The organism is Klebsiella sp. K-Nf6, from assembly GCF_002806655.1.
In the GTDB taxonomy this organism is placed as follows: Bacteria; Pseudomonadota; Gammaproteobacteria; order Enterobacterales; family Enterobacteriaceae; genus Klebsiella; species Klebsiella variicola.
Window position 1 is genome coordinate 383,090 of record NZ_PIBN01000002.1, and the last position, 24,073, is coordinate 407,162.

A 24,073-nucleotide genomic window follows, 5' to 3' on the forward strand; every position below is an offset into this window, starting at 1 on the left:
CAGGCTTGTTGAAGGCGGTGGTGAATGTCTATTAATCTTAATAAGATAGAGTTCAACTCTATAATCAAACAGAAAATATGCGCCTGAAATTGTCATCTCTCCTGGCAGCGGTTTCCCTGCTGTGTGGGCAGGCCTTTGCCGCCCCTGTGCTCCCTGACCGCGCCGATATCCGCGACAGCGGTTTCGTCTATTGCGTCAGCGGCCAGGTGAATACCTTTAATCCGCAGAAAGTCAGCAGCGGCCTGATTGTCGATACGCTGGCCGCTCAGATCTACGATCGTCTGCTTGACGTCGACCCCTATACCTACCGGCTGGTCCCCGAGCTGGCGGAGAGCTGGGAAGTCCTCGATAACGGCGCCACATACCGCTTCCACCTGCGCCGCCATGTCCCGTTTCAACGCACGGCATGGTTCACCCCAACGCGGGACTTCAACGCGGATGACGTCATTTTCACCTTTGGTCGCATTTTTAACCGCGACCATCCGTGGCACAACGTCAACGGCAGCAGCTTCCCCTACTTCGACAGTCTGCAGTTTGCTGACAGCGTGGAGAGTGTGCGTAAGCTGGATAATCAGACCGTGGAGTTTCGCCTCAAGCGGCCGGACGCCTCGTTCCTCTGGCATCTGGCCACTCACTATGCGTCGATTACCTCTGCCGAATATGCCGCCCGCTTAACGCAAGACGACCGCCAGGAACAACTGGATCGCCAGCCGGTCGGCACCGGTCCGTTCCAGTTGTCCGAGTACCGCTCCGGGCAATATATCCGTCTGCAGCGTCACCCCGACTACTGGCGCGGCAAACCGTTGATGCCGCAGGTGGTGGTGGACCTTGGCTCTGGCGGTACCGGCCGACTGTCGAAACTGCTCACCGGGGAATGCGACGTGCTGGCCTGGCCCGCCGCCAGCCAGTTGACAATCCTGCGCGACGACCCGCGCCTGCGCCTGACGCTACGCCCGGGAATGAACATTGCCTGGCTGGCCTTCAACACCGCCAAGCCGCCGCTGGATAACCCCGAGGTGCGCCACGCGCTGGCGCTGGCCATTAACAACCAGCGCCTGATGCAGTCCATCTACTACGGCACCGCAGAGACGGCGGCATCCATGCTGCCGCGCGCCTCGTGGGCCTATGATAACGACGCTAAGATTACCGAATATAATCCCAAGGAGGCCCGCACGCGCCTGAAGGCCCTGGGGCTGGAAAACCTGACCCTCAAGCTGTGGGTGCCCACCAGCTCGCAGGCGTGGAACCCCAGCCCGCTGAAAACGGCGGAGCTTATCCAGGCGGATATGGCGCAGATTGGCGTCAAGGTGATTATTGTGCCGGTGGAGGGGCGCTTCCAGGAAGCGCGCCTGATGGACATGAACCATGATCTGACGCTCTCCGGCTGGGCGACGGACAGCAACGATCCGGACAGTTTCTTCCGGCCGCTGCTAAGCTGCGCGGCGATCGCCTCACAAACCAACTTTGCCCACTGGTGTAACCGGGAGTTTGATGACGTGCTGCAAAAAGCGCTGCTCTCGCAACAGCTCTCCTCGCGGATGGACGCTTACAAAGAGGCGCAGCGGATCCTCGCTCGCGAACTGCCGGTCCTGCCGCTGGCCTCCTCGCTGCGTTTGCAGGCCTATCGCTATGATATGAAAGGCCTCGTGCTGAGCCCCTTCGGTAACGCTTCGTTCGCTGGCGTATCGCGGGAGAAAACCGAAGAGGTGAAAAAGCCATGATTATTTTTACCCTGCGTCGTCTGCTGTTGCTGCTGGTCACCCTCTTTTTTCTGACCTTTATCGGCTTCAGCCTGAGTTATTTTACCCCTCATGCGCCGCTACAGGGCGCCTCCTTGTGGAATGCGTGGCTGTTCTGGTTTCAAGGGGTGCTGCACTGGGATTTTGGCGTCTCCAGCATTAACGGCCAGCTGATTTCCGAACAGTTGCGCGACGTGTTCCCGGCGACCATGGAGCTGTGCATCCTCGCCTTCGGCTTTGCCCTGCTGATTGGCATTCCGGTGGGCATGATCGCCGGCGTAATGCGCAATAAATGGCCCGATACGTTGATCAGCGCCATCGCGCTGGTTGGTTTCTCGATTCCGGTGTTCTGGCTGGCGCTGCTGCTGACCCTCTTCTTCTCGCTGACTCTTGGCTGGTTTCCGGTCTCTGGCCGCTTCGATCTGCTGTATGAGGTGAAAACCGTCACCGGTTTTGCGCTGATTGACGCCTGGATCTCGGACTCGCCATGGCGCCATGAGATGATCGTCAGCGCCGCACGACATATGGTGCTGCCGGTGCTGACCCTGGCGGTGGCCCCCACCACCGAGGTGATCCGCCTGATGCGCATCAGCACCAGCGAGGTGTATGACACCAACTATGTCAAAGCGGCAGCCACCCGCGGCGTGTCGCGACGCAAAATTTTACTGCGCCATGTACTGCACAACGCCCTGCCGCCGGTGATCCCGCGCCTCGGCCTGCAGTTTTCCACCATGCTCACCCTGGCGATGATCACTGAGATGGTGTTCAGCTGGCCCGGACTGGGACGCTGGCTGATCAACGCGATCCGCCAGCAGGACTACGCGGCGATCTCCGCCGGCGTCATGGTGATTGGTGCACTGGTTATTATCGTCAACGTGATTTCCGATATCCTCGGTGCCATGGCTAACCCGCTGAAACATAAGGAATGGTATGCCCTACGATAGCGTTTATCTGGAAAAGCGTCCGCCCGGCGCGCTGCGCACCGTATGGCGTAAATTCTATGGTGACACCACGGCGATGATCGGCCTGTACGGCTGCGCGGGTCTGCTGTTGCTCTGCGTCTTCGGCGGCTGGTTCGCCCCCTATGGTATCGATCAGCAGTTCCTTGGCTACCAGTTGCTGCCGCCGTCGTGGTCGCGCTATGGCGAAGTCTCCTTCTTCCTGGGAACCGATGACCTGGGCCGCGATGTGCTGAGCCGGCTGCTGAGCGGCGCGGCGCCGACCGTCGGCGGGGCCTTCGTCGTCACCCTCGGCGCGACGCTGTTTGGCCTGGTGCTGGGCGTGATTGCCGGGTCGACCCACGGCCTGCGTTCGGCGGTGATGAACCATATTCTCGATACCCTGCTCTCTATTCCCTCGCTGCTGCTGGCGATTATCGTCGTCGCGTTCGCCGGGCCGCACCTCAGCCATGCGATGTTCGCCGTCTGGCTGGCGCTGCTCCCGCGCATGGTGCGTTCCGTCTACAGCATGGTCCACGACGAGCTGGAGAAAGAGTACATCATCGCCGCTCGCCTCGACGGGGCGTCGACGCTGAACATTTTGCTGTTTGCCATTCTGCCCAATATTGCCTCTGGCCTGGTGACCGAGATCACCCGCGCCCTGTCGATGGCCATTCTGGATATTGCCGCGCTGGGCTTTCTTGATCTCGGCGCCCAGCTGCCTTCACCGGAATGGGGAGCCATGCTGGGCGATGCGCTGGAGCTTATCTATGTCGCACCGTGGACCGTGATGCTGCCCGGGGCCGCGATTATGCTCAGCGTACTGCTGGTCAACCTGCTGGGCGACGGTATTCGCCGGGCGATCATTGCCGGGGTACAATAATGCCGTTACTCGATATTCGTCACTTAACTATCGAATTTAGAACCAACGAAGGTTGGGTGAAAGCCGTCGATCGCGTCAGTCTGACCCTGACTGAAGGCGAGATCCGCGGCCTGGTGGGCGAATCCGGTTCCGGGAAAAGCCTCATCGCCAAAGCCATCTGTGGGGTGACCAAAGACAACTGGCGGGTCACCGCCGACCGCATGCGTTTCGATGATATCGACCTGCTGCGGCTGTCGAACCGCGAGCGACGGAAACTGATCGGCCACAACGTGTCGATGATTTTCCAGGAGCCGCAGTCCTGTCTTGATCCCTCTGAGCGCATCGGCCAGCAGCTGATCCAGAGTATCCCCGGCTGGACCTATAAGGGCCGCTGGTGGCAACGGCTGGGCTGGCGTAAGCGCCGGGCGATAGAGCTGTTGCACCGCGTCGGCATTAAGGATCACAAAGACGCGATGCGCAGCTTCCCCTATCAGCTCACCGACGGTGAGTGTCAGAAGGTGATGATTGCCATCGCCCTGGCCAACCAGCCGCGTCTGCTGATCGCCGATGAACCCACCAATGCCATGGAACCCACCACCCAGGCGCAGATTATTCGTCTGCTGACGCGGCTCAACCAGAATAACAACACCACTATTTTGCTGATCAGCCACGACCTGCAGATGCTCAGCAAATGGGCGGATAAAATCAACGTCATGTATTGCGGACAGACGGTAGAGAGCGGACCGAGTGAAGAGCTGATCACCCTCCCGCACCACCCGTACACTCAGGCATTAATCCGTGCGATCCCGGATTTTGGCAGCGCCATGCCACATAAAAGCCGCCTCAACACCCTGCCGGGGGCGATCCCGCTGCTGGAGCAGTTGCCCATCGGCTGTCGGCTGGGGCCGCGCTGCCCTTACGCCCAGCGCGAGTGTATTGAAACGCCGCGTCTTACCGGGGCGCGCAACCATCTGTACGCCTGTCATTTCCCGCTGAACATGGAGAAAGAGTGAAATGGTCGAAACATTGCTGGAAGTTCGCCAACTCAGTAAGACCTTTCGCTACCGCACCGGCTGGTTTCACCGCCAGACGGTGGAGGCCGTCAAGCCGCTGAGTTTTACTCTGCGCGAACGGCAGACGCTGGCGATCATCGGCGAGAACGGCTCCGGGAAATCCACCCTCGCGAAGATGCTGGCGGGGATGGTGGAACCCACCAGCGGCGAGCTGCTGATCGACGACCATCCGCTGACCTTCGGGGATTACTCCTACCGCAGCCAGAAGATTCGCATGATCTTTCAGGATCCGTCGACCTCACTGAATCCGCGCCAGCGTATCTCGCAGATCCTCGATTTTCCACTGCGGCTGAATACCGACCTCGACGCCGAGGCGCGGCAGAAGCAGATTATCGACACGTTGCGCATGGTCGGTCTGCTGCCGGACCACGTCAGCTATTATCCCCATATGCTGGCGCCCGGTCAGAAGCAGCGTCTCGGCCTCGCCAGGGCGCTGATCCTGCGCCCGAAGGTCATCGTCTGCGATGAGGCGCTGGCCTCGCTGGATATGTCGATGCGCTCCCAGCTCATTAACCTGATGCTGGAGCTGCAGGAGAAACAGGGCATCTCCTATATCTATGTCACTCAGCACCTGGGAATGATGAAGCACATCAGCGATCAGGTGCTGGTGATGCATAACGGCGAAGTGGTCGAGCGCGGCAGCACCGCCGATGTGCTGGCCTCACCGCTGCACGACCTGACCCGACGCCTGATCGCCGGCCACTTCGGTGAAGCCCTCACCGCCGACGCCTGGCGCAAAGACGGGAAATAGCCCCATCTCATTCACCTCGCCCGGTGACCTCACACCGGCGCGTGGCCAGCCGTCCGCTTGAGGATAGCCACCGCGTTGGCGATGTCCGGCGCCAGCCAGCGATCGTCCTCCCAGGTGGGCACGCTTTGGCGCAGCAGATCGCGCGCCCGACGCGTCCCCGCCGCCAGTTTCTGCGGCTCGTGAAAATCGAGCCCCTGCGCCGCGAGTAAATATTCGATACCCAGGATCTGATAGAGGTTGCCGAGCAGGCGCTGTAGTTTCAGCGCGGCGCTGGTGCCCAGGCTTAAATGATCCTCCTGCAAAGCCGAGGTAACAAAATTATCCAGCACCGCCGGCTGCGCCAGCTGCTTATTTTCCGCGCACAACGACGCAGCGACGTACTGGGCAATCATCATGCCTGAATTCACACCGGGTCGGGCGACCAGAAAGGCCGGCAAGCCGCTCACCAGAGGATTCACCAGCCGGTCAAGACGTCGTTCGGCGATGGTACCCAGCTCTGCCATGGCAATGGCCAGTAAATCGCAGGCCATTGCCACCGATTCGCCGTGGGGATGCGCCTGGGATACCACCCGCCACTGCTCAAGGGTACCCAGGATTAGGGGATTATCGGTACAGGCGTTAAGTTCGATATTAATCTGCGTCTCTGCATGGCTAAACTGGTCGCGGCAGGCGCCATGCACCTGAGGCATCGAGCGAAGACTCAGCGCATCCTGGGTGCGAAGACCTTCGCTTTCGGCCAGAAGATGGCTGTCCGCCAGCAGCTCACGCAGCCGCTGGCCGCTGATCTGGATCCCGGGACTGGCTTTCAGCGCCAGGATCTCGGCATCAAACGCCACAAGCTGGCCGCGCAGCGCTTCAAAGCTCATCGCTCCGGTCACATCAGCCCAGTTCATTAAGCGCTCAGCGTCGTCTAAGGCCAGGCAGGCCAGGCCGGTCATGCACGGCGTACCGTTGACCAGACTGAGCCCCTCTTTCGCTCCCGGCGCGATGGGCTGCAGATTCAGCTGCGACAGGACCTCTGCCGCAGACCACGTTCGCCCTTGCCATAGCACATCGCCGACTCCCATCAGGGCAAGGCCAACGTGCGCCATATGCGTTAAATAGCCAACCGACCCCTGAGAGGGCACCTGCGGTGTCACGCCATGCTGCAAAAACGTCAGCAGTTGTCGCACTATTCCGGCGGAGATACCGGATTTACCGTGGCTGAAATTGGCCACCGCGGCGCACATAATGGCCCGGGTTGGGGCGACCTCCAGCAGCGGACCCACCCCGCAGGCATGACTAAGCAGCGTATTGCGCGACAGCTGGTGTAACTGCGCTTCCGGCAGCGTAATGTTGCACAGCGCCCCCAGCCCGGTGTTAATCCCATAGGCCACCTGACCGGCGTTAACGATATGCTGGACAATCGCCCGTCCCTGCTCGATACGCGCCCAGGCGCTTTCGCTAAGGCTCAAGGTCGCCTCGCCCCGGGCGACACAAGCCACCTCCTGCCAGCGTATCGGTGCATCGCCCCACTGGATCATATTCATACGACCTGTCCTGGCTGTTGATGGCTGGAGATAAATTGCTTAAAGCGCGCGGAACCCTGAGTGCCAAATAGCGCCTCAGGCGCACCGTCGCAGTCAATCGTCCCCTGGTGCATAAATACCACCCGATTGGAGACATGGCGGGCGAATCCCAGTTCGTGGGTGACCACCAGCATCGTCCGCCCCTCTTCCGCCAGGCTGCGCATGACCTTTAACACCTCGCCGACCAGTTCGGGATCCAGCGCGGAGGTGGGTTCATCAAAGAGCATGACGTCTGGCTCCATCGCCAGCGCGCGGGCTATTGCCACGCGCTGCTGTTGGCCGCCGGAGAGCTGTGCCGGATAGAAATCCTTTCGGTTCAACATCCCCACCCGCTCCAGCAGCTGCTCAGCCTGTTCAATGCAGGTCCGTTTATCCCGTTTGAGCACATAATGCGGCCCCTCAATGACATTCTGCAGGACCGTCATATGCGACCACAGGTTAAAACTTTGAAAGACCATCCCCAGCCGCGAACGCAGGCGCTCTATCTGCCGGGGATTCGCCGCCAGCCGATGCCCGCGGGCGTGGTGCTTCATTTCAATCGTCTCTCCCCCGACGCTGACCACCCCGGCATCGGGGGTTTCCAGCAGATTAATGCAGCGCAGCAGCGTACTTTTACCTGAGCCGCTGGCGCCGAGGATCGAAATGACATCGCCCTGCTGGGCCTGGATGGTGATCCCCTTCAGGACATCCAGGGAGCCAAAGGACTTATGAATATCGCTGACCGATAAGGTCACCGGACGTGAATCGAGCATCTTACTCTCCTTTGGTTATCGGCTTGAGCGACACGGTCGCCGGGTTTTGCCGGGTATGCGGCGTTAAACGCCGTTCAAGCAGGGCGTACAGTTGCACAATGATGAAATTAAGCAGCAGGTAGATGGCCGCCGCGCAGAGGAATACCTCCATCGTCCGGTAGGTACGCTGAATAATCTGTTGCGCCACCCCGGTGACGTCCCAGACGGTCACCAGGCTTGCCAGCGCCGTCGACTTGACCAGCAGAATGGCCTCCGTGGAGTAGGCTGGCAGTGCATAACGTAGCATCACTGGGGCAATGATCCGCCGCAGCAACAGCCAGCGCGACATACCGCAAGCCTGACCGGCTTCAATCTGCCCCGGCGGTATCGCCAGCAACCCGCCGCGCAGAATTTCCGCGGTGTAGGCCGCCGTACAGAGCGCCAGCGCCAGAACGGCGCAGATAAAGGGTTCGCGCAGCAGTGGCCACAGGAAACTGTGACGGATCACCCCAAACTGACCCAGCCCGTAATAAATGAGAAACAACTGGATCAGCAGTGGTGAACCGCGAAAGATCAGGATATAGCCTTTGGCGAAACCGCTAGCCAGCGGCCAGTGGCTCATTCGCAGCGCCAGAACGCCGAGGGCCAGTACGCCGCCGAGGATAAAAGAGCAAATAAAGAGCCCCAGCGTCACCGGCAGCGCCGCGCCGAGCTTCAACAACGTCTCACCGAGGAAGGCAAAATCGATAAACATACGGGCTCCTTACGCCTGCGCGGTGCTGCGACGCAGCCAGGCGCGGTTGAGATGGCTCTCCGCCCGGGTAAACGCGCGGTTAGAGAGCAGCGTCAGGATCAGATAACAGCCGCCGCCGATGAGATAGAACAGGAAATATTCGCGGGTCGAGCCTGCGGCAATCTGGCTGGCGCGCATCAGTTCAACCATCCCGGTCACCGATACCAGCGCCGAATCTTTGAGGCTCATTTGCCACACGTTGGATAACCCCGGCAGCGAATAACGGACAATCTGCGGCAACAGAATGCGCTGCAGGATCCGCCAGCGCGGCATGCCGATGGCGGTAGCCGCCTCCACTTCACCGGGCATCAGCGCCAGGCGAGCAGCACGGTAGACTTCCGCCTGATACGAGGAGGAGATCAAACCAATCGCCAGGGCGCCAATCAGAAAGGGCGGAACCTCAATAAAGCCATCAGCGCCAAACAGACGCCCCACCCATGAAATCATCCCTGAGCCGCCAAAATAAAACAGGTAGATCACCAGTAATTCGGGGATACCGCGGAATACCACCGACCAGGCGGCGCCAAACCAGCGCGCTGGCGCGTGCCGGGATAGCTTCGCGGCGGCAATGACGCCGCCCACCGCCGCACCGACGGCCAGCGCGGCGAGCGACAGCAGCAAGGTGGTCAGCGTGGCACTGAGGATCAGCGTCCCCCACCCGTTTTCACCAAAACTCAGAAGATTCAACATAACAGCCTCACTCAGGGGGTAACGTCGCTTTTAAACCATTTCTCACTCAGTTTTTTTACCGTCCCATCGGCCAGCGCCGCCTGAATGGCGCTATCCAGTTTCGCTTTAAGATCGGTATCGGTCAGGCGCACGCCCATCGCCTCACCGCCTCCCCAGATCGGCCCGCTCATCAGCGGACCGCTCAATGCCAGATTGTTATTCTCCGGTCGCGACAGGGTGGTGTTGGCAAAGGTAATATCATCAAACACCGCATCGATGCGCTCAGCCTGCAGGTCGAGGATCGCATCCGCTGAGTTGTTATATTCCCGGACGTCAGCGATATCCTTGAAATATTTATCAATAAACGGGGTGTACACGGTGCCGGAAGCGATGCCGATAGTTTTCCCTTTCAACGCCGCGCGCAGAGGCGCAATCGCCGCCTGAATCTCTTTCTCATCATCATGAAGCTTGACCGTCGGAGATGGAGGGAGCAGTGACCCTTTTACCGCAATGAACGAGGCTGGCGTAGCAGCGTAGGCCTGGGTAAACGCCACGACCTTCGATCGCTCCGGGGTGACGACAATAGCGTCCATGATCACGTCATATTTTCCGGCGTTAAGTCCGGCAATCATGCCATCCCAGTTCTGTACCACCAGCTTGCATTCGATCTGCATCCGCTGGCATAAATTCGCCATGAGCTCAGGTTCGAAGCCGCTCAACTTCCCTCCGGGAAGTGTCAGGTTCCAAGGTTCATAGCCGCCTTCCGTAGCGATGGTGATTGATTTCCACTCTTTAGCGTATGTTGAGCCACCAGACAGCAGTAGCCCCGAAAACAGGGTGACCAGGCAGGCCTGGCGGAAAGTAATACGCTGTTGCATTTTCATTCTCCCGATCGCGTTTTGTCATGATGGCTCTGGTCACTGCGATAAGATAATTCGTAGATGACTGCTCATGTATATACAAGCATTGACAAACCCACACACGCGCTCGATGATGGATTTGTGAGCCCTGTTGTAAATAATTTGTAAGCATGTTGAGACACACATGTAACAAATACCATCCACCCTCTGAATTCCGCCGAGCAGACCATGATCTTTTTTTTTGATATCGCCACCTTACCCATCACGCCATGGAAGAACGGTGCCGGTGCCACCCGGGAAATTATCGCCGTTCCTTCCACAGAGGCTCCCTTTCTCTGGCGAGCGAGCATTGCCACCCTGCAGGCAGATGGTCCATTTTCCCCCTTCCCCGGCGTCGACCGGGTGATTACCCTGCTGGCGGGACAACCGCTACGACTGTGCGGCGAGGACATCGACCATCCGCTGACGCTCTGGCAGCCGTGGGCGTTCCCCGGCGAATGGGCGCTGTCCAGCGTCGGGATCGTTGAGCCAGGGCTGGACTTCAATATCATGACTCAGCGCGGACGTGCCTCGGCGAGAGTAAAGGTGATAAACGACCAGCAACGCCCTGCCACTGAGGGAGTCGCTTATGTTCTTCAGGGCGAGTGGGATCTGGCCGGGCAGCGAAGCGCGGCCGGCAGCGGTCTCTGCTGGCGCGGTGAATCCCCAGGCGAGCTATTGCCCCTCGGCGCCAATGGGCGTCTGCTGCTGGCGGAGATCGCGCTCAAATAATCGTCAGGAGAGATGGTATACTGGAGCCGTCGCGATGAGCTTTTGCCCCGCGGGGCGCGGGCCGGCTGAAAAATATCGTGACACAAGGGGTCGTCAGTGGGATATAATTCCCGGCTAAATTTGAGTTATTTTGAAATAACAATGTTAACGCTATGATTGTTAAAGTAAAAATACGCAATAACGATAAGGATTAAAGCTATGGGTTTTCTTTCCGGTAAGCGCATTTTGATCACTGGCGTCGCCAGCAAACTGTCCATCGCCTACGGTATTGCGCAAGCAATGCACCGCGAAGGCGCGGAACTGGCATTCACCTATCAGAATGAAAAACTGAAAGGTCGCGTAGAAGAATTTGCTGCCGCGCTGGGTTCTAACATTGTGCTGCCGTGCGACGTTGCTGAAGATGAGAGCATTACCGCACTGTTCACCGAGCTGGAAAAAGTCTGGCCGAAATTCGATGGTTTCGTCCACTCTATCGGTTATGCTCCGGCTGACCAGTTAGATGGCGACTACGTCAATGCCGTGACCCGCGAAGGTTTCAAAATCGCGCACGACATCAGCGCTTACAGCTTCGTGGCGATGGCTAAAGCCTGCCGCAGCATGCTGAACCCGGATTCAGCCCTGCTGACGCTCTCCTACCTGGGTGCAGAGCGCGCGATCCCGAACTACAACGTGATGGGTCTGGCCAAAGCCTCTCTGGAAGCTAACGTCCGTTATATGGCTAACGCCATGGGTCCGGAAGGCATTCGCGTCAACGCCATCTCTGCCGGACCGATCCGTACGCTGGCTGCTTCTGGCATTAAAGATTTCCGTAAAATGCTGGCACACTGCGAAGCGGTCACCCCGATCCGTCGCACCGTCACCATTGAAGATGTGGGTAACAGCGCAGCCTTCCTGTGCTCCAACCTGTCTGCGGGGATCTCCGGTGAAGTCGTTCACGTTGACGGCGGGTTCAGCATCGCCGCCATGAACGAACTGGAACTGAAATAAGTTCCATACCCTCCTCACCCTGGTGAGGAGGGCTTATCCCTTACTCCCTTCCGTTGCGCTGTCTCTTGTTATTCCAATCGGCTATTTGTTAGCACGTATCAATATTTTCTCCTGCTTCCGGGTTACGCCAGGATAGTTCTGCATAAACGATCCGCGGAACGGCGGTTCGCCACATACCGAACAAGGAAAGCCCATGGAGCCACGCCGCGTGAATGGCAAAAACCACTGGTATCACGAAACCCAGTCAACAATCTGCCCGGTGGATGTTCTGCCACTTGTCCCTGAAGCCGCCCATGTTGAAGACCGCTTTTTGCTGGACCTGACGCTGCCGGATGCCTGGCTACACATCCACGCAGGCTGGCTACATCCTGCTCGCGAGCTGGCAGTGCGGCTGTTTCCCGATCAGGTGACGGTGAGCCGACTGCAAACTTTTACCGCCTATGATCGCCTGAGCACCGCGCTGACTGTCGCCCAGGTCTACGGCGTCCAGCGGTTGTGTAACCACTATGCCGCCCGTCTGGCTCCCTTGCCTGGCCCTGACTCTTCGCGTGAGAGCAACCGTCGCCTGGCGCAGATCACTCAGTACGCTCGTCAGCTCGCCAGTTCGCCCTCCGTCATTAACGCCCTCTCACGCAGCCAGCTGGACGAAGTAGGCTTAACCAGCCGGGATATTATCCTGATCAACCAGATTATCGGTTTCGTCGGCTTCCAGGCCCGGGCGATTGCTGTCCTGCAGGCGGCGCTGGGCTATCCGGTGCGTTGGATCCCCGGCATGCCTCAGCAAGAAGAGGCCCCCGCCGAACTGTTCACCGCGCCACCAGGAGAGTGGCAGAGCGACCTTGAGGACCCCGATCTGCAGTATGCCGATGATGAGCGCCAGCGGCGTATCGCTGGCTGGCAGTCGCTGCCCGGCCGGGGCGAGTTGGCCCCATTGCTGGCCTGCGACCCACCGTTGATCGCGCCTCTGGAGACCTTGATCCGTCAGCTCAGCACGAATGATGCCTTTGGCCCGCAGGTCGCCTTACTCACGGCACGCACCAATGGCAGCCCTACCTGTTTTGATGCCTGGCTCCCCCACTGGCACGGTGAAGAAGAGTTCGCCAGCCACCTGCGGGAAGGCGACCAGGCCCTCCATCGCTGGCTCCAGCAGCATCCTCAGTCCCGGGCCCTCGTTACCGCGGTGCAGCTGTTAACCCGCTCGCCGGACCGGTTTAGCGCCGCCCAGTTAACTCCCCTCGCGGAATATGGACTCTCTGCGGAACAAGCGATCGATCTGTTGACCTGGAGCGGGCTGTGCGGATGGATGAATCGTCTGAAAATCGCCCTCGGCAATGTGCGTCAGCAGACGTAAATTGCTGAAACAGCGCTTGCTGCGGCAGGCATATTCGCGTAAAAATGTCAGCCGCTCTTTTAGCCACGAAAATACCTAATTATGTTTCAGGATAACCCGCTGCTAGCGCAGCTTAAACAGCAACTGCATTCCCAGACGCCGCGCGCTGAAGGGGTCGTTAAGGGCACGGAAAAGGGCTTTGGCTTCCTCGAAGTGGACGCTCAGAAGAGCTACTTCATTCCGCCGCCGCAGATGAAAAAAGTGATGCATGGCGACCGTATCGTCGCGGTGATCCATTCTGAAAAAGATCGCGAAAGCGCCGAACCAGAAACCCTGGTTGAGCCGTTCCTGACCCGTTTCGTCGGTAAAGTCCAGAAGAAAGACGATCGCCTCGCTATCGTTCCTGACCATCCGCTGCTGAAAGATGCCATTCCCTGCCGCGCCGCCCGTGGCGTTGAGCATGATTTCAAACAGGGTGACTGGGCCGTCGCCGAGATGCGCCGTCATCCGTTAAAAGGCGACCGCGGGTTTTACGCGGAGCTGACCCAGTTCATCACCTTCAGCGACGATCACTTCGTCCCCTGGTGGGTAACCCTGGCGCGCCATAACCTTGAAAAAGAAGCGCCGGACGGCGTGGCCGCGGAAATGCTCGATGAAGGGCTGACGCGCCGCGATTTAACCGCTCTCGACTTCGTCACTATCGACAGCGCCAGCACCGAAGATATGGACGATGCGCTGTATGCCGAATCCACTGCTGATGGCAAACTGCTGCTGACGGTCGCCATTGCTGACCCGACCGCCTGGATTGCCGAAGGTAGCAAGCTGGATAAGGCCGCAAAAGTGCGCGCCTTTACCAACTATCTGCCGGGCTTCAATATTCCGATGCTGCCCCGCGAGCTGTCAGACGACCTGTGCTCCCTGCGCGCTAACGAAGTGCGCCCGGTGCTGGCCTGCCAGATGACTCTGGCGGCCGATGGCACCATCGAAGACAACATCGAGTTCTTTGCCGCCACCATCGAGTCGAAAGCCAAGCTGGCCTATGACGATGTCTCTGACTGGCTGGAAGGCCGCGGCAGCTGGCAGCCGGGCAGCGACGCCATCGCGCAGCAAATTACGCTGTTGAAAGATGTGTGCCAGCGTCGTAGCGAATGGCGTCAGACCCATGCGCTGGTGTTCAAAGACCGTCCGGACTACCGTTTCGTTCTTGGCGAAAAAGGCGAAGTGCTGGATATCGTCGCGGAACCACGTCGCATTGCCAACCGTATTGTCGAAGAGTCGATGATCGCCGCCAACATCTGTGCCGCCCGCGTTCTGCGCGACAAGCTCGGCTTCGGCGTTTATAACGTCCATACCGGCTTCGACCCGGCGAATACCGAACAGCTGGCGGCGCTGCTGAAAACCCACGACGTGCACGTCGACCCGACGGAGGTGCTGACGCTGGAAGGGTTCTGCAAGCTGCGCCGGGAACTGGACGCCCAGCCGACCGGATTCCTCGACAGCCGCATCCGCCGCTTCCAGTCGTTTGCGGAAATCAGCACCGAGCCAGGCCCGCACTTTGGCCTCGGCCTTGAGGCCTATGCCACCTGGACCTCGCCGATCCGTAAATATGGCGACATGATCAACCACCGTCTGCTGAAGGCCATCATCAAAGGCGAGACCATTGCGCGCCCGCAGGATGATGCCACCGTGCAGATGGCGGAGCGCCGTCGTCTTAACCGGATGGCAGAGCGCGATGTCGCCGACTGGCTGTATGCTCGTTTCCTCAACGATAAAGCCGGGACCGATACCCGCTTTGCGGCGGAGATCATCGACATCAGCCGCGGCGGGATGCGCGTGCGCCTGGTGGACAATGGCGCGGTCGCCTTTATTCCGGCTCCGTTCCTTCACGCGGTACGCGACGAACTGGTGTGCAGCCAGGAGAACGGCACCGTGCAGATCAAGGGCGAGGTGGTCTACAAAGTGACTGACGTTATCGATGTCACCATCGCTGAAGTCCGCATGGAAACCCGCAGCATTATTGCGCGTCCGGCAGTCTGACGCCCCTTCACAGCGGTTCCTCCGGGAACCGCTGCTTCTTTCCTCTCCATCCAGCGATTTCCGTCGTACCGATTAAGGTTGTGCGTTTTTTTCGCTTCTCTTTTTCACTCATTTTTAGCATCATTGATTTCATTCGTTTTTGTTACCAGGATAATGCCATGTCAGATGTGAATGCCCACCTGCTCGCCCAACGTATCGATACCGTGCTGGATATTCTGGTTGCCGGTGATTACCACTCTGCGATCCATAATCTGGAAATCCTCAAAGCGGAGCTGCTGGCACTGGCAGCGGACGACGCTGAGCAAAAAAACCAGCCCAAGGCCCCCTGGGAAATCTGATTATCGCCCATGCCGCAACCGGTGACTCATACCGGTTGCTCGCCATATAGCCCCCTAACAGTGATGTTGCTATGAACGCCCGACAACAAAGTATTTTGCAAGTGGTCATTGATAAAGGCCGGATGAGCGTCGCCGATCTGGCGAAGATGACCGGTGTCTCAGAGGTCACTATTCGCCAGGATCTGAATCTGCTGGAAAAGCAGAGCTATTTGCGCCGCACCCATGGCTATGCAGTCCCACTGGACAGTGAAGATGTCGAAACCCGCATGATGACCCATTTTGCCATTAAGCGTGAACTGGCCAGCCGGGCGGCGGCGCTGGTGAGCGCCGGCGAAACGGTATTCATCGAAAACGGCAGCAGCAACGCCCTGCTGGCGCGCACCCTCGCCGAACGCGGCGATATCACCATCATTACCGTGAGCAGCTATATCGCCCATCTGCTGAAAGAGACGCCGGGAGAGGTGATCCTGCTGGGCGGGATTTACCAGAAACGCAGTGAAAGCATGGTGGGCCCGCTGACCCGCCAGTTCATCCAGCAGGTGCATTTCAGCAAAGCCTTCATTGGGATCGATGGCTGGCAGGCAGAAACCGGCTTTACCGGTCGCGATATGATGCGTGCGGATGTGGTTAACGCCGTGCTGGAAAAGCACTGTGAAGCGATTATTCTCAGCGACAGTTCAAAATTCAGCGCGGTTCATCCCTATCCCCTCGGTCCCGCCGGGCGCTTTAACCGCGTTATTACCGACGATCGCCTGCCGGCAGCCTGCCGCGACCAGTTACTGCACAGCGGCTTGACCGTCGATATTGTGCCGTACGCCTGATGTTTACCCTGCCCCGAGCCATGCCATAGCGCCGTTCGGGGCGTTATTACGCTCTGAGAGTATTCCGAGCCGCTAATTAAGATTTTTTACCTGACGATACATTTAAAAAAAAGTAAAATTATTATTAGCGATATAACAGGAAGTGACTATCACCTGCGTGATTTTCGTGACACCTGCGCACCCTAACTTCATGGAATTGCCCTAAAGCTGCTATTTCAGGCTATGCTTAAAGGAGCGTAGTATCCATGAATAGATTATTCAGGAGAAAAAAATGATGACTTCAACGAGCAAAAAAATGGCTGCCGTCGTTCTGGCTGTCACTGTAGCAATGTCTCTGAGCGCTTGTTCTAACATGTCTAAACGCGACCGTAACACCGCGATCGGTGCTGGCGCCGGCGCCATCGGTGGTGCGGTGTTAACTGACGGTAGCGCACTCGGTACCCTGGGTGGCGCGGCAGTCGGTGGTATTATTGGTCACCAGGTTGGCAAATAATATAATTACCTGACGAAATAAAAGAATAATTCACACGAATTGACTTACGCACGTTAAATCATTCAAGGCCGCGGCATTCACCGCGGCCTTGTTATTTCAGCACTCTATTTAATTAGTGTCGAAATAGCATTCAACCACCGGCTAACTTAACCTTCATCCCTTTCGCCTCGAGCAGCGACTTAAGTAAATCCCGTTTATCACCCTGGATCTCGATCACGCCATCTTTCACTGCGCCGCCGCAACCACATTTCTTTTTCAGCTCTGCTGCCAGAGCGTTAAGCGCGGCATCGTCAGCATCGATGCCGCTAATCAGGCACACGCCTTTGCCCTTGCGACCGCTGGTCTGGCGCTGAATACGGACAATACCATCGCCTTTAGGCCGCACCGGCGCCGGTTTCGCCTCGTCGATACGCCCGGTTTCCGTGGAGTAGACCAGGCGGCTATTGGAATCGCTCATTATGCCTCCTTTGACAACGAGACGTTGATTGCCCGCAGCGTTGCGGCAGGATCGGCCGACTGAGTCACCGGGCGACCAATAACCATATAATCCACTCCCGCCGCCAGGGCCTGCTCGGGGGTCATAATCCGCCGCTGATCCCCGGCCTCGCTCCCCTGCGGACGGATCCCCGGGGTCACCAGCTTAAACGCCTGTCCCAGCTCCTGTTTGAAGCGCACCGCCTCCTGAGCTGAGCACACGACCCCGTCAAGGCCGCAGCGTTGGGTCAACGCTGCCAGCTTCGCCGCGTAATCAGCCGGGGATAAGGTAATGCCCAGATCCTGCAGGTCGCTGGCCTCCATGCTGGTGAGTACGGTGACGGCGATCAGCAGCGGAGCGTCTTTGCCAAACGGCAGCAGCGCTTCACGCGCGGCGGTCATCATCCGCGCGCCGCCGGAGGCATGAACATTCACCATCCATACACCGAGTTCGGCCGCCGCCGCCACCGCGCGAGCCGTGGTGTTGGGGATATCGTGAAACTTAAGGTCAAGGAACACCTCAAACCCACGCTGATGTAGATCGCGAACAAACTGCGGGCCCAGCAGGGTGAACATCTCTTTGCCCACCTTCAGGCGGCAGTCTCGCGGGTCGATGCGGTCGACAAATGCCAGCGCTTTATCGCGATTATCATAGTCGAGCGCAACCACAACGGGAGAGGATGTGACAGCGCGGGAAGATGTGATAGCTGTAGACGTCATGACCAGACCTTAGTGTTGATGGGCGCCAGGGCGGCGCAAAAAAGGTAAACGGGCAGCATTCTACCTGTGATGCTAACAAAATAACAGGCTGCTGTATTGGCGCTGGCCAGACGATGGCGCAGCCGGGGCCGCGCCTGGAGAGGAGAGAAGCGATAAGTATGTTGTAACTAATTAAGGGATTTTTTTTGACTTTATTGGCCGTCGAGGCCGCGAATGGGTTTGATGGTTGCCCACGAACGGCAGGATGGGCAGTGCCAGTAGAGCGTATGGGCGGTAAAGCCGCATTTCTGGCAGCGATAGCGCGGTTTGCTGCGCACCTGTTCCCCGACCATGTTTCTCAGCACCCCGAGGCTTTCTTTCGCGCGCCCTTCTTCCGCTTCGTTGAGATGGTAGTCCATCAGCTTATGGAAGACACGCATGGTCGGGTGACGTTCCAGCTGCCGGGTAACGTAGTTTTGCGCGGCTTCGACCCCTTCCCGTTGCTCGAGGATCTGCGCCAGCATCAGTTCAGCGGTGGCCCCGGTGTTCTCATCCACACAGCGACGCAGGAAAACTTCCCACTCTTCGGCTTTACCCAGTTGCTGGTAGCAGGTCTGCAGCATCTCCAGCGTCTCACCGACCAGCTCTTTATCCTGGTCGATAACCCGCTCAAGGCTCTCAACCGCTTTGGCGTAATCACCCTTTTCCATCCACACCCGGCCCATCATTATTGAGACCCGGGCGCTATTGCGGTCTGCGGCGGCGCCTTTCTTCAGCAGCGCCATCGCCTTATCCAGATCGTTGGCCGCCATCTGCTGCAGGGCCAGCTCACACCAGAAGTTGGCGATTTCGCCACGATGTTTCTCTTTACCCAGCTTCACCAGCCGTTCAGCCACTTCGATCGCCGACTGCCAGTCGCTGGTCGCCTGGTAGATCTGCAGCAACTGCTGCAGAGCGCTCAGGCGGAAATCGGTCTCATCCACCAGCTGTTTGAACATATCTTCCGCGCGATCGTACAACCCGGCGGCCATATAGTCGCGCCCCAGCTGCTGGACGGCCAGCAGGCGCTGATCGTAGGTTAACGATGCGCTTTCCATCAGGCTCTGATGGATACGGATCGCGCGGTCAACCTCGCCGCGCGAGCGGAACAGGTTACCGAGCGTCAGGTGGGCCTCAACGGTGCCGGTATCCTCTTTCAACATATCAAGGAACAGATCGACGGCTTTATCCTGCTGGTTGCTGAGCAGGAAGTTAACCCCCGCCACGTAATCCCGTGACAGGCGGTTCGCATCGTCCTGTTTGGACTGTTGTGCACTTCTGCGCCCCATGTACCAGCCGTAGGCGGCGGCAACGGGTAAAAGCAGAAACAACAACTCCAGCATAAGAGGTTATTCCTTCACGGCAGGCACGCCTGCGTCGGCAGCTGCCGGGCTGACGGGGGCAATCTGGTGCTCAAGGCGCTTAATTTTTCGCTCCGCGCGCGCCAGCGAAACACGCACCCGCAGCCAGAACAGGCCGCAGATCAACCAGCCAATGGCAAAGCCCGCGGCGAACAGCACCGCCAGCAGCGTCGAAATGCGGAATTCACCCTGCGCGAGTAAATAGTTGAACGTGACCTGTTGGTCATTCTGCGCCCCCAGCGTCACTGAAATGACGAAGATTGCTAGCACCAGTAAGAAAATGAGTAAATATTTCACATGACTTCCCGTTATGTGGGTTGCGCGTAAAAAAGCCCGCTTTCAGCCCTATAAAGTATCATTTTCGCCGCAGCGGTGGAATGAAAAAGCATGGCAACTGTACAGGATATGCGGTCGGATGCCGCTAAAATCAACATTATTCCGCTTCAGACGTCCGTTTTTTAATATCCTGCGCCTCCTCCCCCGGCGGCGAGAGCGCTCCGCACAGGCGCTGCGTCAGCCAGCAGGCCACCGTGACCAGCAGCCAGGAGATCAGCGTGGCGACAATGAGATCCAGCGGCCAGTGCATGCCCAGCGCCAGACGACTGCCCATCACCGCCGTCGCCCATACCAGCAGCACGGCGATCGTGCCCCAACGCCGACGCGGCCACAGTAGTCCGGCGGCCAGCAGCGCCCAGCTGGCGGCGAACATCGTGTGACCAGACGGGAAAGCAAAGCCCGTCTCTTTCTGCCAGTGCTTGCGTAAAAATGGCGGAATGTCCTGCGCCTGCGCCAGCTGAGCATGCACCAGTTTAGCGCGTTCTTTACGCTTCAACGCATAGAATTGCGTCACCGGCACCTGTCTTGAGTTTTCCAGCCAAATGACAAAGGGTCTCGGCTCCTGAACCTGCTCTTTGACCCAGGATTTAACCCCCTGTCCCGCCAGGATGGCGGCGGCAAGAATCAGGAACAGGATCAGTGCTGCGCGCAGCCGGTAGCGCAGACACCAGAGAAACCAGCCGCACAGGGCGACATGCGTGATAATTCCCCACGGCTGCGTCACCGTTTCCGTCACCCACCAGAGGGTTTTCAACATCGCAACCGGCAGTCCTGGCTGCCACAGCCAACCAGACAGCCAGACCGTAACAGGCATAACAAGCAGCAGCGCCGCCGCGAGAGCGGTTCGTCGGGCAATCAACAGCATTTTCTCTCCTTCTCCTTGTAGATGAACATCATAGCGGAAAGTAGTTCGTTTGTGCGCTTTCCACGCGGCTAACCGTTCGCGATTAGGAGAACGTCCCGGCCTTGTGGCAAAATAGCGGCAAACAGAAAGCACATTCAGGTGCTGACAGAATCTGGAGAATCACATGCAGCTTAAACGTGTGGCAGAAGCCAAACTGCCAACCCCATGGGGCGATTTCCTGATGGTGGGTTTTGAAGAACTGGCAACCGGACAAGATCATGTCGCGTTGGTGTATGGCGATATTTCGGGGCAGTCGCCGGTCCTGGCCCGCGTCCATTCAGAGTGTCTGACGGGCGATGCCCTGTTTAGTCTGCGCTGTGATTGTGGCTTTCAGCTGGAAGCGGCCCTGTCGCATATCGCCGAAGAAGGTCGGGGGATCCTGCTCTATCACCGTCAGGAAGGACGCAACATTGGTTTATTGAATAAGATCCGCGCCTACGCGCTGCAGGATCAGGGCTACGACACCGTTGAGGCAAACCATCAGCTGGGCTTCGCCGCCGATGAGCGTGATTTCACCCTGTGCGCCGATATGTTCAAACTGCTCAACGTTGAGCAGGTGCGCTTATTAACCAATAACCCGAAAAAAGTGGAAATTCTTACCGAAGCCGGGATCAACATTGTGGAGCGCGTACCGCTGATCGTCGGGCGCAACCCCAAAAACGCCCACTACCTGGATACCAAAGCCGCCAAAATGGGCCATCTGCTGAACAGCAAGCCGGCGGAGTAAATCGTTTGGATCAAAGAGAAAGGGCCAGCGATGCTGGCCCTTTGTTTTACAGCATATTGCGGATGACGTAGTGCAGAATGCCGTCGTTGCGGTAGTAGGTAAGCTCGGTCGCCGTGTCGATACGACACCGACAGGGGATTACTTCCTGCGAGCCGTCAGCGCGAGTCAGGGTCACCGGCACCGTAGCGCCAGGCTGAAGCGACTGCAGATTGCTGATATCAATCTGCTCTTCCCCGGTCAACTGCAGCGTTTTGCGGGTGACGCCCTGCGGGAACTCCAGCGGTAAAATCCCCATCCCGATCAGGTTGGAGCGGTGGATACGTTCGAAGGACTCGGCGATCACCACCCGAATGCCCAGCAGGCGCGGCCCCTTCGCCGCCCAGTCGCGGCTGGAACCTGAGCCATACTCCTTACCGGCAATCACCGCCAGCGGTATGCCTTCCGCTTTATACAGCATCGCCGCATCGTAGATCGCCACCGGTTCGCGGTCCGGCAGATGCCGGGTCATACCGCCTTCCACTCCCGGCACCATTTCGTTACGAATACGGATATTAGCGAAGGTGCCGCGCATCATCACCTCATGGTTACCGCGACGGGAACCATAGGAGTTAAAGTCGCGCCGGGCAACCCCATGCTCCTGCAGATAGCGGCCTGCCGGGCTATCGGCTTTGATGCTCCCCGCCGGCGAAATGTGGTCAGTGGTCACTGAATCGCCCAGCATGGCGAGGATCCGCGCACCATGAATATCCTCCACCGGCAGCGGCTCGAGGCCCATCTCGTCAAAGAACGGCGACAGGCGAATATAAGTCGAGTCCTCCTGCCAGTCGTAGGTATCTGACGCCTCTACTTTGATTGCTTTCCACTCCTCAGTACCGGAAAACACTTCCGCGTACTCTTTGCGGAACATCTCGGTGGAGACCTGTTCCACCGCGCGGGCAATCTCCTCCCCGCTCGGCCAGATATCTTTCAGATAGACCGGCTGACCATCGCTGCCCTGCCCCAACGGCTCGCGGGTAAGATCGATGTTCATGTTCCCCGCCAGCGCGTAAGCAACCACCAGCGGCGGTGAGGCGAGCCAGTTGGTTCTCACCAGCGGATGGATACGCCCTTCGAAGTTACGGTTACCGGAAAGCACCGCCCCGACGGTCAGGTCGCCCTTTTTGATCGCCTCTTCGATAGGTTCTGGCAACGGACCGGAGTTACCGATACAGGTGGTGCAGCCATATCCCACCAGATTAAAGCCGAGCTGGTCGAGGTAAGGCGTCAGGCCCGCATGAGCCAGATAATCCGACACCACTTTCGAGCCTGGCGCCAGGGAAGCTTTTACCCACGGCTGCGGCTGCAGGCCACGCTCGACGGCTTTTTTCGCCAGCAGACCGGCAGCCATCAGCACGCTGGGGTTGGAGGTATTGGTACAGGAGGTGATTGCCGCAATGGCCACGGCGCCGTCCGGTAGCGAATAGTGATGCCCGTTCAGCGTATAATCCACCGGCTGGCGCTGACGCTGCAGATGGTTAACCTCCAGCTCGCCGCTGGCGGCGAAGGCTTTCGGTACATCGCCGAGCGCCACGCGATCCTGCGGCCGCTTCGGCCCGGCAAGGCTCGCTTCAACGCTGCCCATGTCCAGCGCCAGGGTGCTGGTAAAGACCGGCTCATCGCCAGGTTTGCGCCACATGCCCTGCGCTTTGGCATAGGCTTCCACCAGCGCGACCTGCTCTTCGCTACGGCCGCTGAGACGCATATAGCTGAGCGTCACGTCATCGATCGGGAAGAAGCCACAGGTCGCGCCATATTCCGGCGCCATATTGGCGATAGTGGCGCGATCGGCCAGGGGTAAGGTATCCAGGCCATCGCCGTAGAATTCAACAAACTTGCCGACGACACCGTGCTGGCGCAGCATCTGGGTGACCGTCAGCACCAGATCGGTGGCGGTAATGCCTTCACGCAGTTTGCCACTGAGCTTAAAGCCCACGACATCCGGGATCAGCATCGACACCGGCTGGCCCAGCATGGCGGCTTCCGCTTCAATCCCACCCACGCCCCAGCCCAGTACGCCGAGACCGTTAATCATAGTGGTATGGGAGTCGGTGCCCACCAGCGTATCCGGCCACGCCATCCATTTCCCGTTCACCTCTTCGCTCCAGACGGCCCGACCAAGGTATTCCAGGTTGACCTGGTGACAAATACCGGTGCCTGGCGGCACCACGCTGAAGCGGCTGAAGGCCTGCTGACCCCAGCGCAAAAAAGCGTAACGTTCGTGGTTACGCTCCATTTCCAGACGGACGTTATCTTCGAAGGCCTCGTCATCGCCAAAGCGGTCGACGGTGACCGAGTGGTCGATCACCAGATCGACGGGCGACAGCGGATTCACTTTCGCGGTGTCGCCGCCCAGGCGCTTCACCGCCTCGCGCATGGCGGCCAGATCCACCACTGCCGGCACGCCGGTAAAGTCCTGCATCAGAACGCGCGCCGGACGGTAGGCTATCTCCCGGTCGGCATGGGCATGTTGCAGCCAGCCGGCCAGGGCACGAATATCTTCTTCTGTCACCGAGTCACCGTCCTGCCAGCGCAGCAGGTTCTCCATCAGCACCTTCAGCGACTTAGGCAGTCGACTAAGATCGCCCAGCTGCTTCTCTGCCAGCGGCAGACTGTAGTAATGCCAGGTTTTCTCGTTGACCAGCAGCGTGTCCTTACTGGCTTCTCGTAGGGTTGACGACATAGCTCCTCCTTTATCTCAGGGATGGCATACCCCGATTCTCCTCAGGGTCTCCA

At 58.6% G+C, this 24,073-nt stretch carries 24 protein-coding genes; 13 read left to right on the forward strand and 11 right to left on the reverse strand.

Annotated elements, in window-relative coordinates; genetic code table 11:
* Positions 1 to 77 precede the first annotated feature (77 nt).
* From sapA to sapF, 5 genes are read left to right on the forward strand one after another with little or no spacing between them, the layout of a single operon-like run.
* Entirely contained in the window at positions 78 to 1,721 is a 1,644-nt protein-coding gene (sapA, locus tag CWM61_RS06105; RefSeq protein ID WP_061154889.1) for an ABC transporter substrate-binding protein SapA, read from the forward strand.
* Entirely contained in the window at positions 1,718 to 2,683 is a 966-nt protein-coding gene (gene sapB / locus CWM61_RS06110) for a putrescine export ABC transporter permease SapB (protein WP_061154890.1), read from the forward strand. The genes sapA and sapB overlap by 4 nt, the downstream gene beginning before the upstream one ends.
* Positions 2,670 to 3,560 carry a putrescine export ABC transporter permease SapC gene (gene sapC, locus CWM61_RS06115; protein ID WP_061154891.1) on the forward strand — a complete coding sequence of 297 codons (891 nt, stop codon included), beginning with the start codon at positions 2,670 to 2,672 and terminating at the stop codon, positions 3,558 to 3,560. Before sapB ends, sapC begins: the two co-directional genes overlap by 14 nt.
* On the forward strand, positions 3,560 to 4,552 hold the full coding sequence (sapD, locus tag CWM61_RS06120) for a putrescine export ABC transporter ATP-binding protein SapD (protein ID WP_061154892.1): 993 nt from the start codon (positions 3,560 to 3,562) through the stop codon (positions 4,550 to 4,552). Before sapC ends, sapD begins: the two co-directional genes overlap by 1 nt.
* A gap of 1 nt (position 4,553) precedes the next feature.
* Positions 4,554 to 5,363, forward strand: coding sequence for a putrescine export ABC transporter ATP-binding protein SapF (gene sapF / locus CWM61_RS06125; RefSeq protein WP_004140269.1), 810 nt, complete (start codon positions 4,554 to 4,556; stop codon positions 5,361 to 5,363).
* A 29-nt stretch (positions 5,364 to 5,392) separates the two neighbouring features.
* On the opposite strand, the gene CWM61_RS06130 is transcribed toward sapF, so the two are convergent.
* Genes CWM61_RS06130 through CWM61_RS06150 form a run of 5 tightly spaced genes read right to left on the reverse strand, consistent with a single transcriptional unit; the run spans position 5,393 to position 10,002 of the window.
* Entirely contained in the window at positions 5,393 to 6,892 is a 1,500-nt protein-coding gene (locus tag CWM61_RS06130; protein ID WP_100630916.1) for an HAL/PAL/TAL family ammonia-lyase, read from the reverse strand.
* Positions 6,889 to 7,683: an ABC transporter ATP-binding protein gene (locus CWM61_RS06135; RefSeq protein WP_061154894.1), complete on the reverse strand. Its 795-nt coding sequence runs from the start codon at positions 7,681 to 7,683 to the stop codon at positions 6,889 to 6,891. The genes CWM61_RS06130 and CWM61_RS06135 overlap by 4 nt, the downstream gene beginning before the upstream one ends.
* A 1-nt stretch (position 7,684) precedes the next feature.
* Entirely contained in the window at positions 7,685 to 8,416 is a 732-nt protein-coding gene (locus CWM61_RS06140; RefSeq protein WP_012968438.1) for an ABC transporter permease, read from the reverse strand.
* Positions 8,417 to 8,425: 9 nt separating this feature from the next.
* Complete coding sequence (locus tag CWM61_RS06145) at positions 8,426 to 9,145, reverse strand: ABC transporter permease (protein WP_061154895.1); 720 nt, start codon at positions 9,143 to 9,145, stop codon at positions 8,426 to 8,428.
* 11 nt (positions 9,146 to 9,156) lie between these two features.
* Entirely contained in the window at positions 9,157 to 10,002 is an 846-nt protein-coding gene (locus CWM61_RS06150) for a transporter substrate-binding domain-containing protein (protein ID WP_074386099.1), read from the reverse strand.
* A 210-nt stretch (positions 10,003 to 10,212) separates the two neighbouring features.
* Between CWM61_RS06150 and CWM61_RS06155 the strand changes: the two genes are divergently transcribed.
* The 7 genes from CWM61_RS06155 to osmB all read left to right on the forward strand — a co-directional run bounded on the left by CWM61_RS06155 (position 10,213) and on the right by osmB (position 16,761).
* Complete coding sequence (locus CWM61_RS06155; protein ID WP_074386100.1) at positions 10,213 to 10,755, forward strand: HutD family protein; 543 nt, start codon at positions 10,213 to 10,215, stop codon at positions 10,753 to 10,755.
* A gap of 198 nt (positions 10,756 to 10,953) precedes the next feature.
* A complete protein-coding gene (fabI, locus tag CWM61_RS06160; protein WP_061154898.1) occupies positions 10,954 to 11,742 on the forward strand; it encodes an enoyl-ACP reductase FabI in 789 nt (262 codons plus the stop codon).
* A gap of 193 nt (positions 11,743 to 11,935) precedes the next feature.
* Positions 11,936 to 13,093 carry a CMD domain-containing protein gene (locus CWM61_RS06165; RefSeq protein ID WP_100630917.1) on the forward strand — a complete coding sequence of 386 codons (1,158 nt, stop codon included), beginning with the start codon at positions 11,936 to 11,938 and terminating at the stop codon, positions 13,091 to 13,093.
* An 81-nt stretch (positions 13,094 to 13,174) separates the two neighbouring features.
* Positions 13,175 to 15,109: an exoribonuclease II gene (locus tag CWM61_RS06170; protein WP_038422375.1), complete on the forward strand. Its 1,935-nt coding sequence runs from the start codon at positions 13,175 to 13,177 to the stop codon at positions 15,107 to 15,109.
* A gap of 158 nt (positions 15,110 to 15,267) precedes the next feature.
* Entirely contained in the window at positions 15,268 to 15,447 is a 180-nt protein-coding gene (locus CWM61_RS06175; RefSeq protein ID WP_012542045.1) for a hypothetical protein, read from the forward strand.
* A 71-nt stretch (positions 15,448 to 15,518) separates the two neighbouring features.
* On the forward strand, positions 15,519 to 16,268 hold the full coding sequence (locus CWM61_RS06180; RefSeq protein WP_100630918.1) for a DNA-binding transcriptional regulator YciT: 750 nt from the start codon (positions 15,519 to 15,521) through the stop codon (positions 16,266 to 16,268).
* Positions 16,269 to 16,542: 274 nt separating this feature from the next.
* Entirely contained in the window at positions 16,543 to 16,761 is a 219-nt protein-coding gene (osmB, locus tag CWM61_RS06185; protein ID WP_002901783.1) for an osmotically-inducible lipoprotein OsmB, read from the forward strand.
* Positions 16,762 to 16,891: 130 nt separating this feature from the next.
* Here osmB and yciH read toward each other — a convergent pair whose 3' ends face one another.
* The 5 genes from yciH to pgpB form a co-directional block, all read right to left on the reverse strand.
* Positions 16,892 to 17,218, reverse strand: coding sequence for a stress response translation initiation inhibitor YciH (yciH, locus tag CWM61_RS06190; protein WP_008807792.1), 327 nt, complete (start codon positions 17,216 to 17,218; stop codon positions 16,892 to 16,894).
* Positions 17,218 to 17,955 (reverse strand): orotidine-5'-phosphate decarboxylase, encoded by a 738-nt coding sequence (gene pyrF, locus CWM61_RS06195; protein WP_074386103.1) that lies wholly within the window; start codon positions 17,953 to 17,955, stop codon positions 17,218 to 17,220. Before pyrF ends, yciH begins: the two co-directional genes overlap by 1 nt.
* A 191-nt stretch (positions 17,956 to 18,146) precedes the next feature.
* Positions 18,147 to 19,316, reverse strand: a complete 1,170-nt coding sequence (lapB, locus tag CWM61_RS06200; protein ID WP_008807790.1) for a lipopolysaccharide assembly protein LapB — start codon at positions 19,314 to 19,316, stop codon at positions 18,147 to 18,149.
* Positions 19,317 to 19,322: 6 nt separating this feature from the next.
* Positions 19,323 to 19,631 carry a LapA family protein gene (locus tag CWM61_RS06205; protein ID WP_061154905.1) on the reverse strand — a complete coding sequence of 103 codons (309 nt, stop codon included), beginning with the start codon at positions 19,629 to 19,631 and terminating at the stop codon, positions 19,323 to 19,325.
* 136 nt (positions 19,632 to 19,767) lie between these two features.
* Entirely contained in the window at positions 19,768 to 20,535 is a 768-nt protein-coding gene (gene pgpB / locus CWM61_RS06210) for a phosphatidylglycerophosphatase B (RefSeq protein ID WP_100630919.1), read from the reverse strand.
* A 163-nt stretch (positions 20,536 to 20,698) separates the two neighbouring features.
* Here pgpB and ribA point away from each other — a divergent pair, with 163 nt between their 5' ends.
* Positions 20,699 to 21,301 carry a GTP cyclohydrolase II gene (gene ribA, locus CWM61_RS06215; RefSeq protein ID WP_008807788.1) on the forward strand — a complete coding sequence of 201 codons (603 nt, stop codon included), beginning with the start codon at positions 20,699 to 20,701 and terminating at the stop codon, positions 21,299 to 21,301.
* 46 nt (positions 21,302 to 21,347) lie between these two features.
* Here ribA and acnA read toward each other — a convergent pair whose 3' ends face one another.
* Positions 21,348 to 24,020 carry an aconitate hydratase AcnA gene (acnA, locus tag CWM61_RS06220; protein ID WP_100630920.1) on the reverse strand — a complete coding sequence of 891 codons (2,673 nt, stop codon included), beginning with the start codon at positions 24,018 to 24,020 and terminating at the stop codon, positions 21,348 to 21,350.
* Positions 24,021 to 24,073: the final 53 nt, after the last annotated feature.

Bases quoted from the DNA above. Each gene is read 5' to 3' on its own strand.
- sapA (WP_061154889.1), top strand. From the start codon at position 78: ATGCGCCTGAAATTGTCATCTCTCCTGGCAGCGGTTTCCCTGCTGTGT.
- sapB (WP_061154890.1), top strand. From the start codon at position 1,718: ATGATTATTTTTACCCTGCGTCGTCTGCTGTTGCTGCTGGTCACCCTC.
- sapC (WP_061154891.1), top strand. From the start codon at position 2,670: ATGCCCTACGATAGCGTTTATCTGGAAAAGCGTCCGCCCGGCGCGCTG.
- sapD (WP_061154892.1), top strand. From the start codon at position 3,560: ATGCCGTTACTCGATATTCGTCACTTAACTATCGAATTTAGAACCAAC.
- sapF (WP_004140269.1), top strand. From the start codon at position 4,554: ATGGTCGAAACATTGCTGGAAGTTCGCCAACTCAGTAAGACCTTTCGC.
- CWM61_RS06130 (WP_100630916.1), bottom strand. From the start codon at position 6,892: ATGAATATGATCCAGTGGGGCGATGCACCGATACGCTGGCAGGAGGTG.
- CWM61_RS06135 (WP_061154894.1), bottom strand. From the start codon at position 7,683: ATGCTCGATTCACGTCCGGTGACCTTATCGGTCAGCGATATTCATAAG.
- CWM61_RS06140 (WP_012968438.1), bottom strand. From the start codon at position 8,416: ATGTTTATCGATTTTGCCTTCCTCGGTGAGACGTTGTTGAAGCTCGGC.
- CWM61_RS06145 (WP_061154895.1), bottom strand. From the start codon at position 9,145: ATGTTGAATCTTCTGAGTTTTGGTGAAAACGGGTGGGGGACGCTGATC.
- CWM61_RS06150 (WP_074386099.1), bottom strand. From the start codon at position 10,002: ATGCAACAGCGTATTACTTTCCGCCAGGCCTGCCTGGTCACCCTGTTT.
- CWM61_RS06155 (WP_074386100.1), top strand. From the start codon at position 10,213: ATGATCTTTTTTTTTGATATCGCCACCTTACCCATCACGCCATGGAAG.
- fabI (WP_061154898.1), top strand. From the start codon at position 10,954: ATGGGTTTTCTTTCCGGTAAGCGCATTTTGATCACTGGCGTCGCCAGC.
- CWM61_RS06165 (WP_100630917.1), top strand. From the start codon at position 11,936: ATGGAGCCACGCCGCGTGAATGGCAAAAACCACTGGTATCACGAAACC.
- CWM61_RS06170 (WP_038422375.1), top strand. From the start codon at position 13,175: ATGTTTCAGGATAACCCGCTGCTAGCGCAGCTTAAACAGCAACTGCAT.
- CWM61_RS06175 (WP_012542045.1), top strand. From the start codon at position 15,268: ATGTCAGATGTGAATGCCCACCTGCTCGCCCAACGTATCGATACCGTG.
- CWM61_RS06180 (WP_100630918.1), top strand. From the start codon at position 15,519: ATGAACGCCCGACAACAAAGTATTTTGCAAGTGGTCATTGATAAAGGC.
- osmB (WP_002901783.1), top strand. From the start codon at position 16,543: ATGACTTCAACGAGCAAAAAAATGGCTGCCGTCGTTCTGGCTGTCACT.
- yciH (WP_008807792.1), bottom strand. From the start codon at position 17,218: ATGAGCGATTCCAATAGCCGCCTGGTCTACTCCACGGAAACCGGGCGT.
- pyrF (WP_074386103.1), bottom strand. From the start codon at position 17,955: ATGACGTCTACAGCTATCACATCTTCCCGCGCTGTCACATCCTCTCCC.
- lapB (WP_008807790.1), bottom strand. From the start codon at position 19,316: ATGCTGGAGTTGTTGTTTCTGCTTTTACCCGTTGCCGCCGCCTACGGC.
- pgpB (WP_100630919.1), bottom strand. From the start codon at position 20,535: ATGCTGTTGATTGCCCGACGAACCGCTCTCGCGGCGGCGCTGCTGCTT.
- ribA (WP_008807788.1), top strand. From the start codon at position 20,699: ATGCAGCTTAAACGTGTGGCAGAAGCCAAACTGCCAACCCCATGGGGC.
- acnA (WP_100630920.1), bottom strand. From the start codon at position 24,020: ATGTCGTCAACCCTACGAGAAGCCAGTAAGGACACGCTGCTGGTCAAC.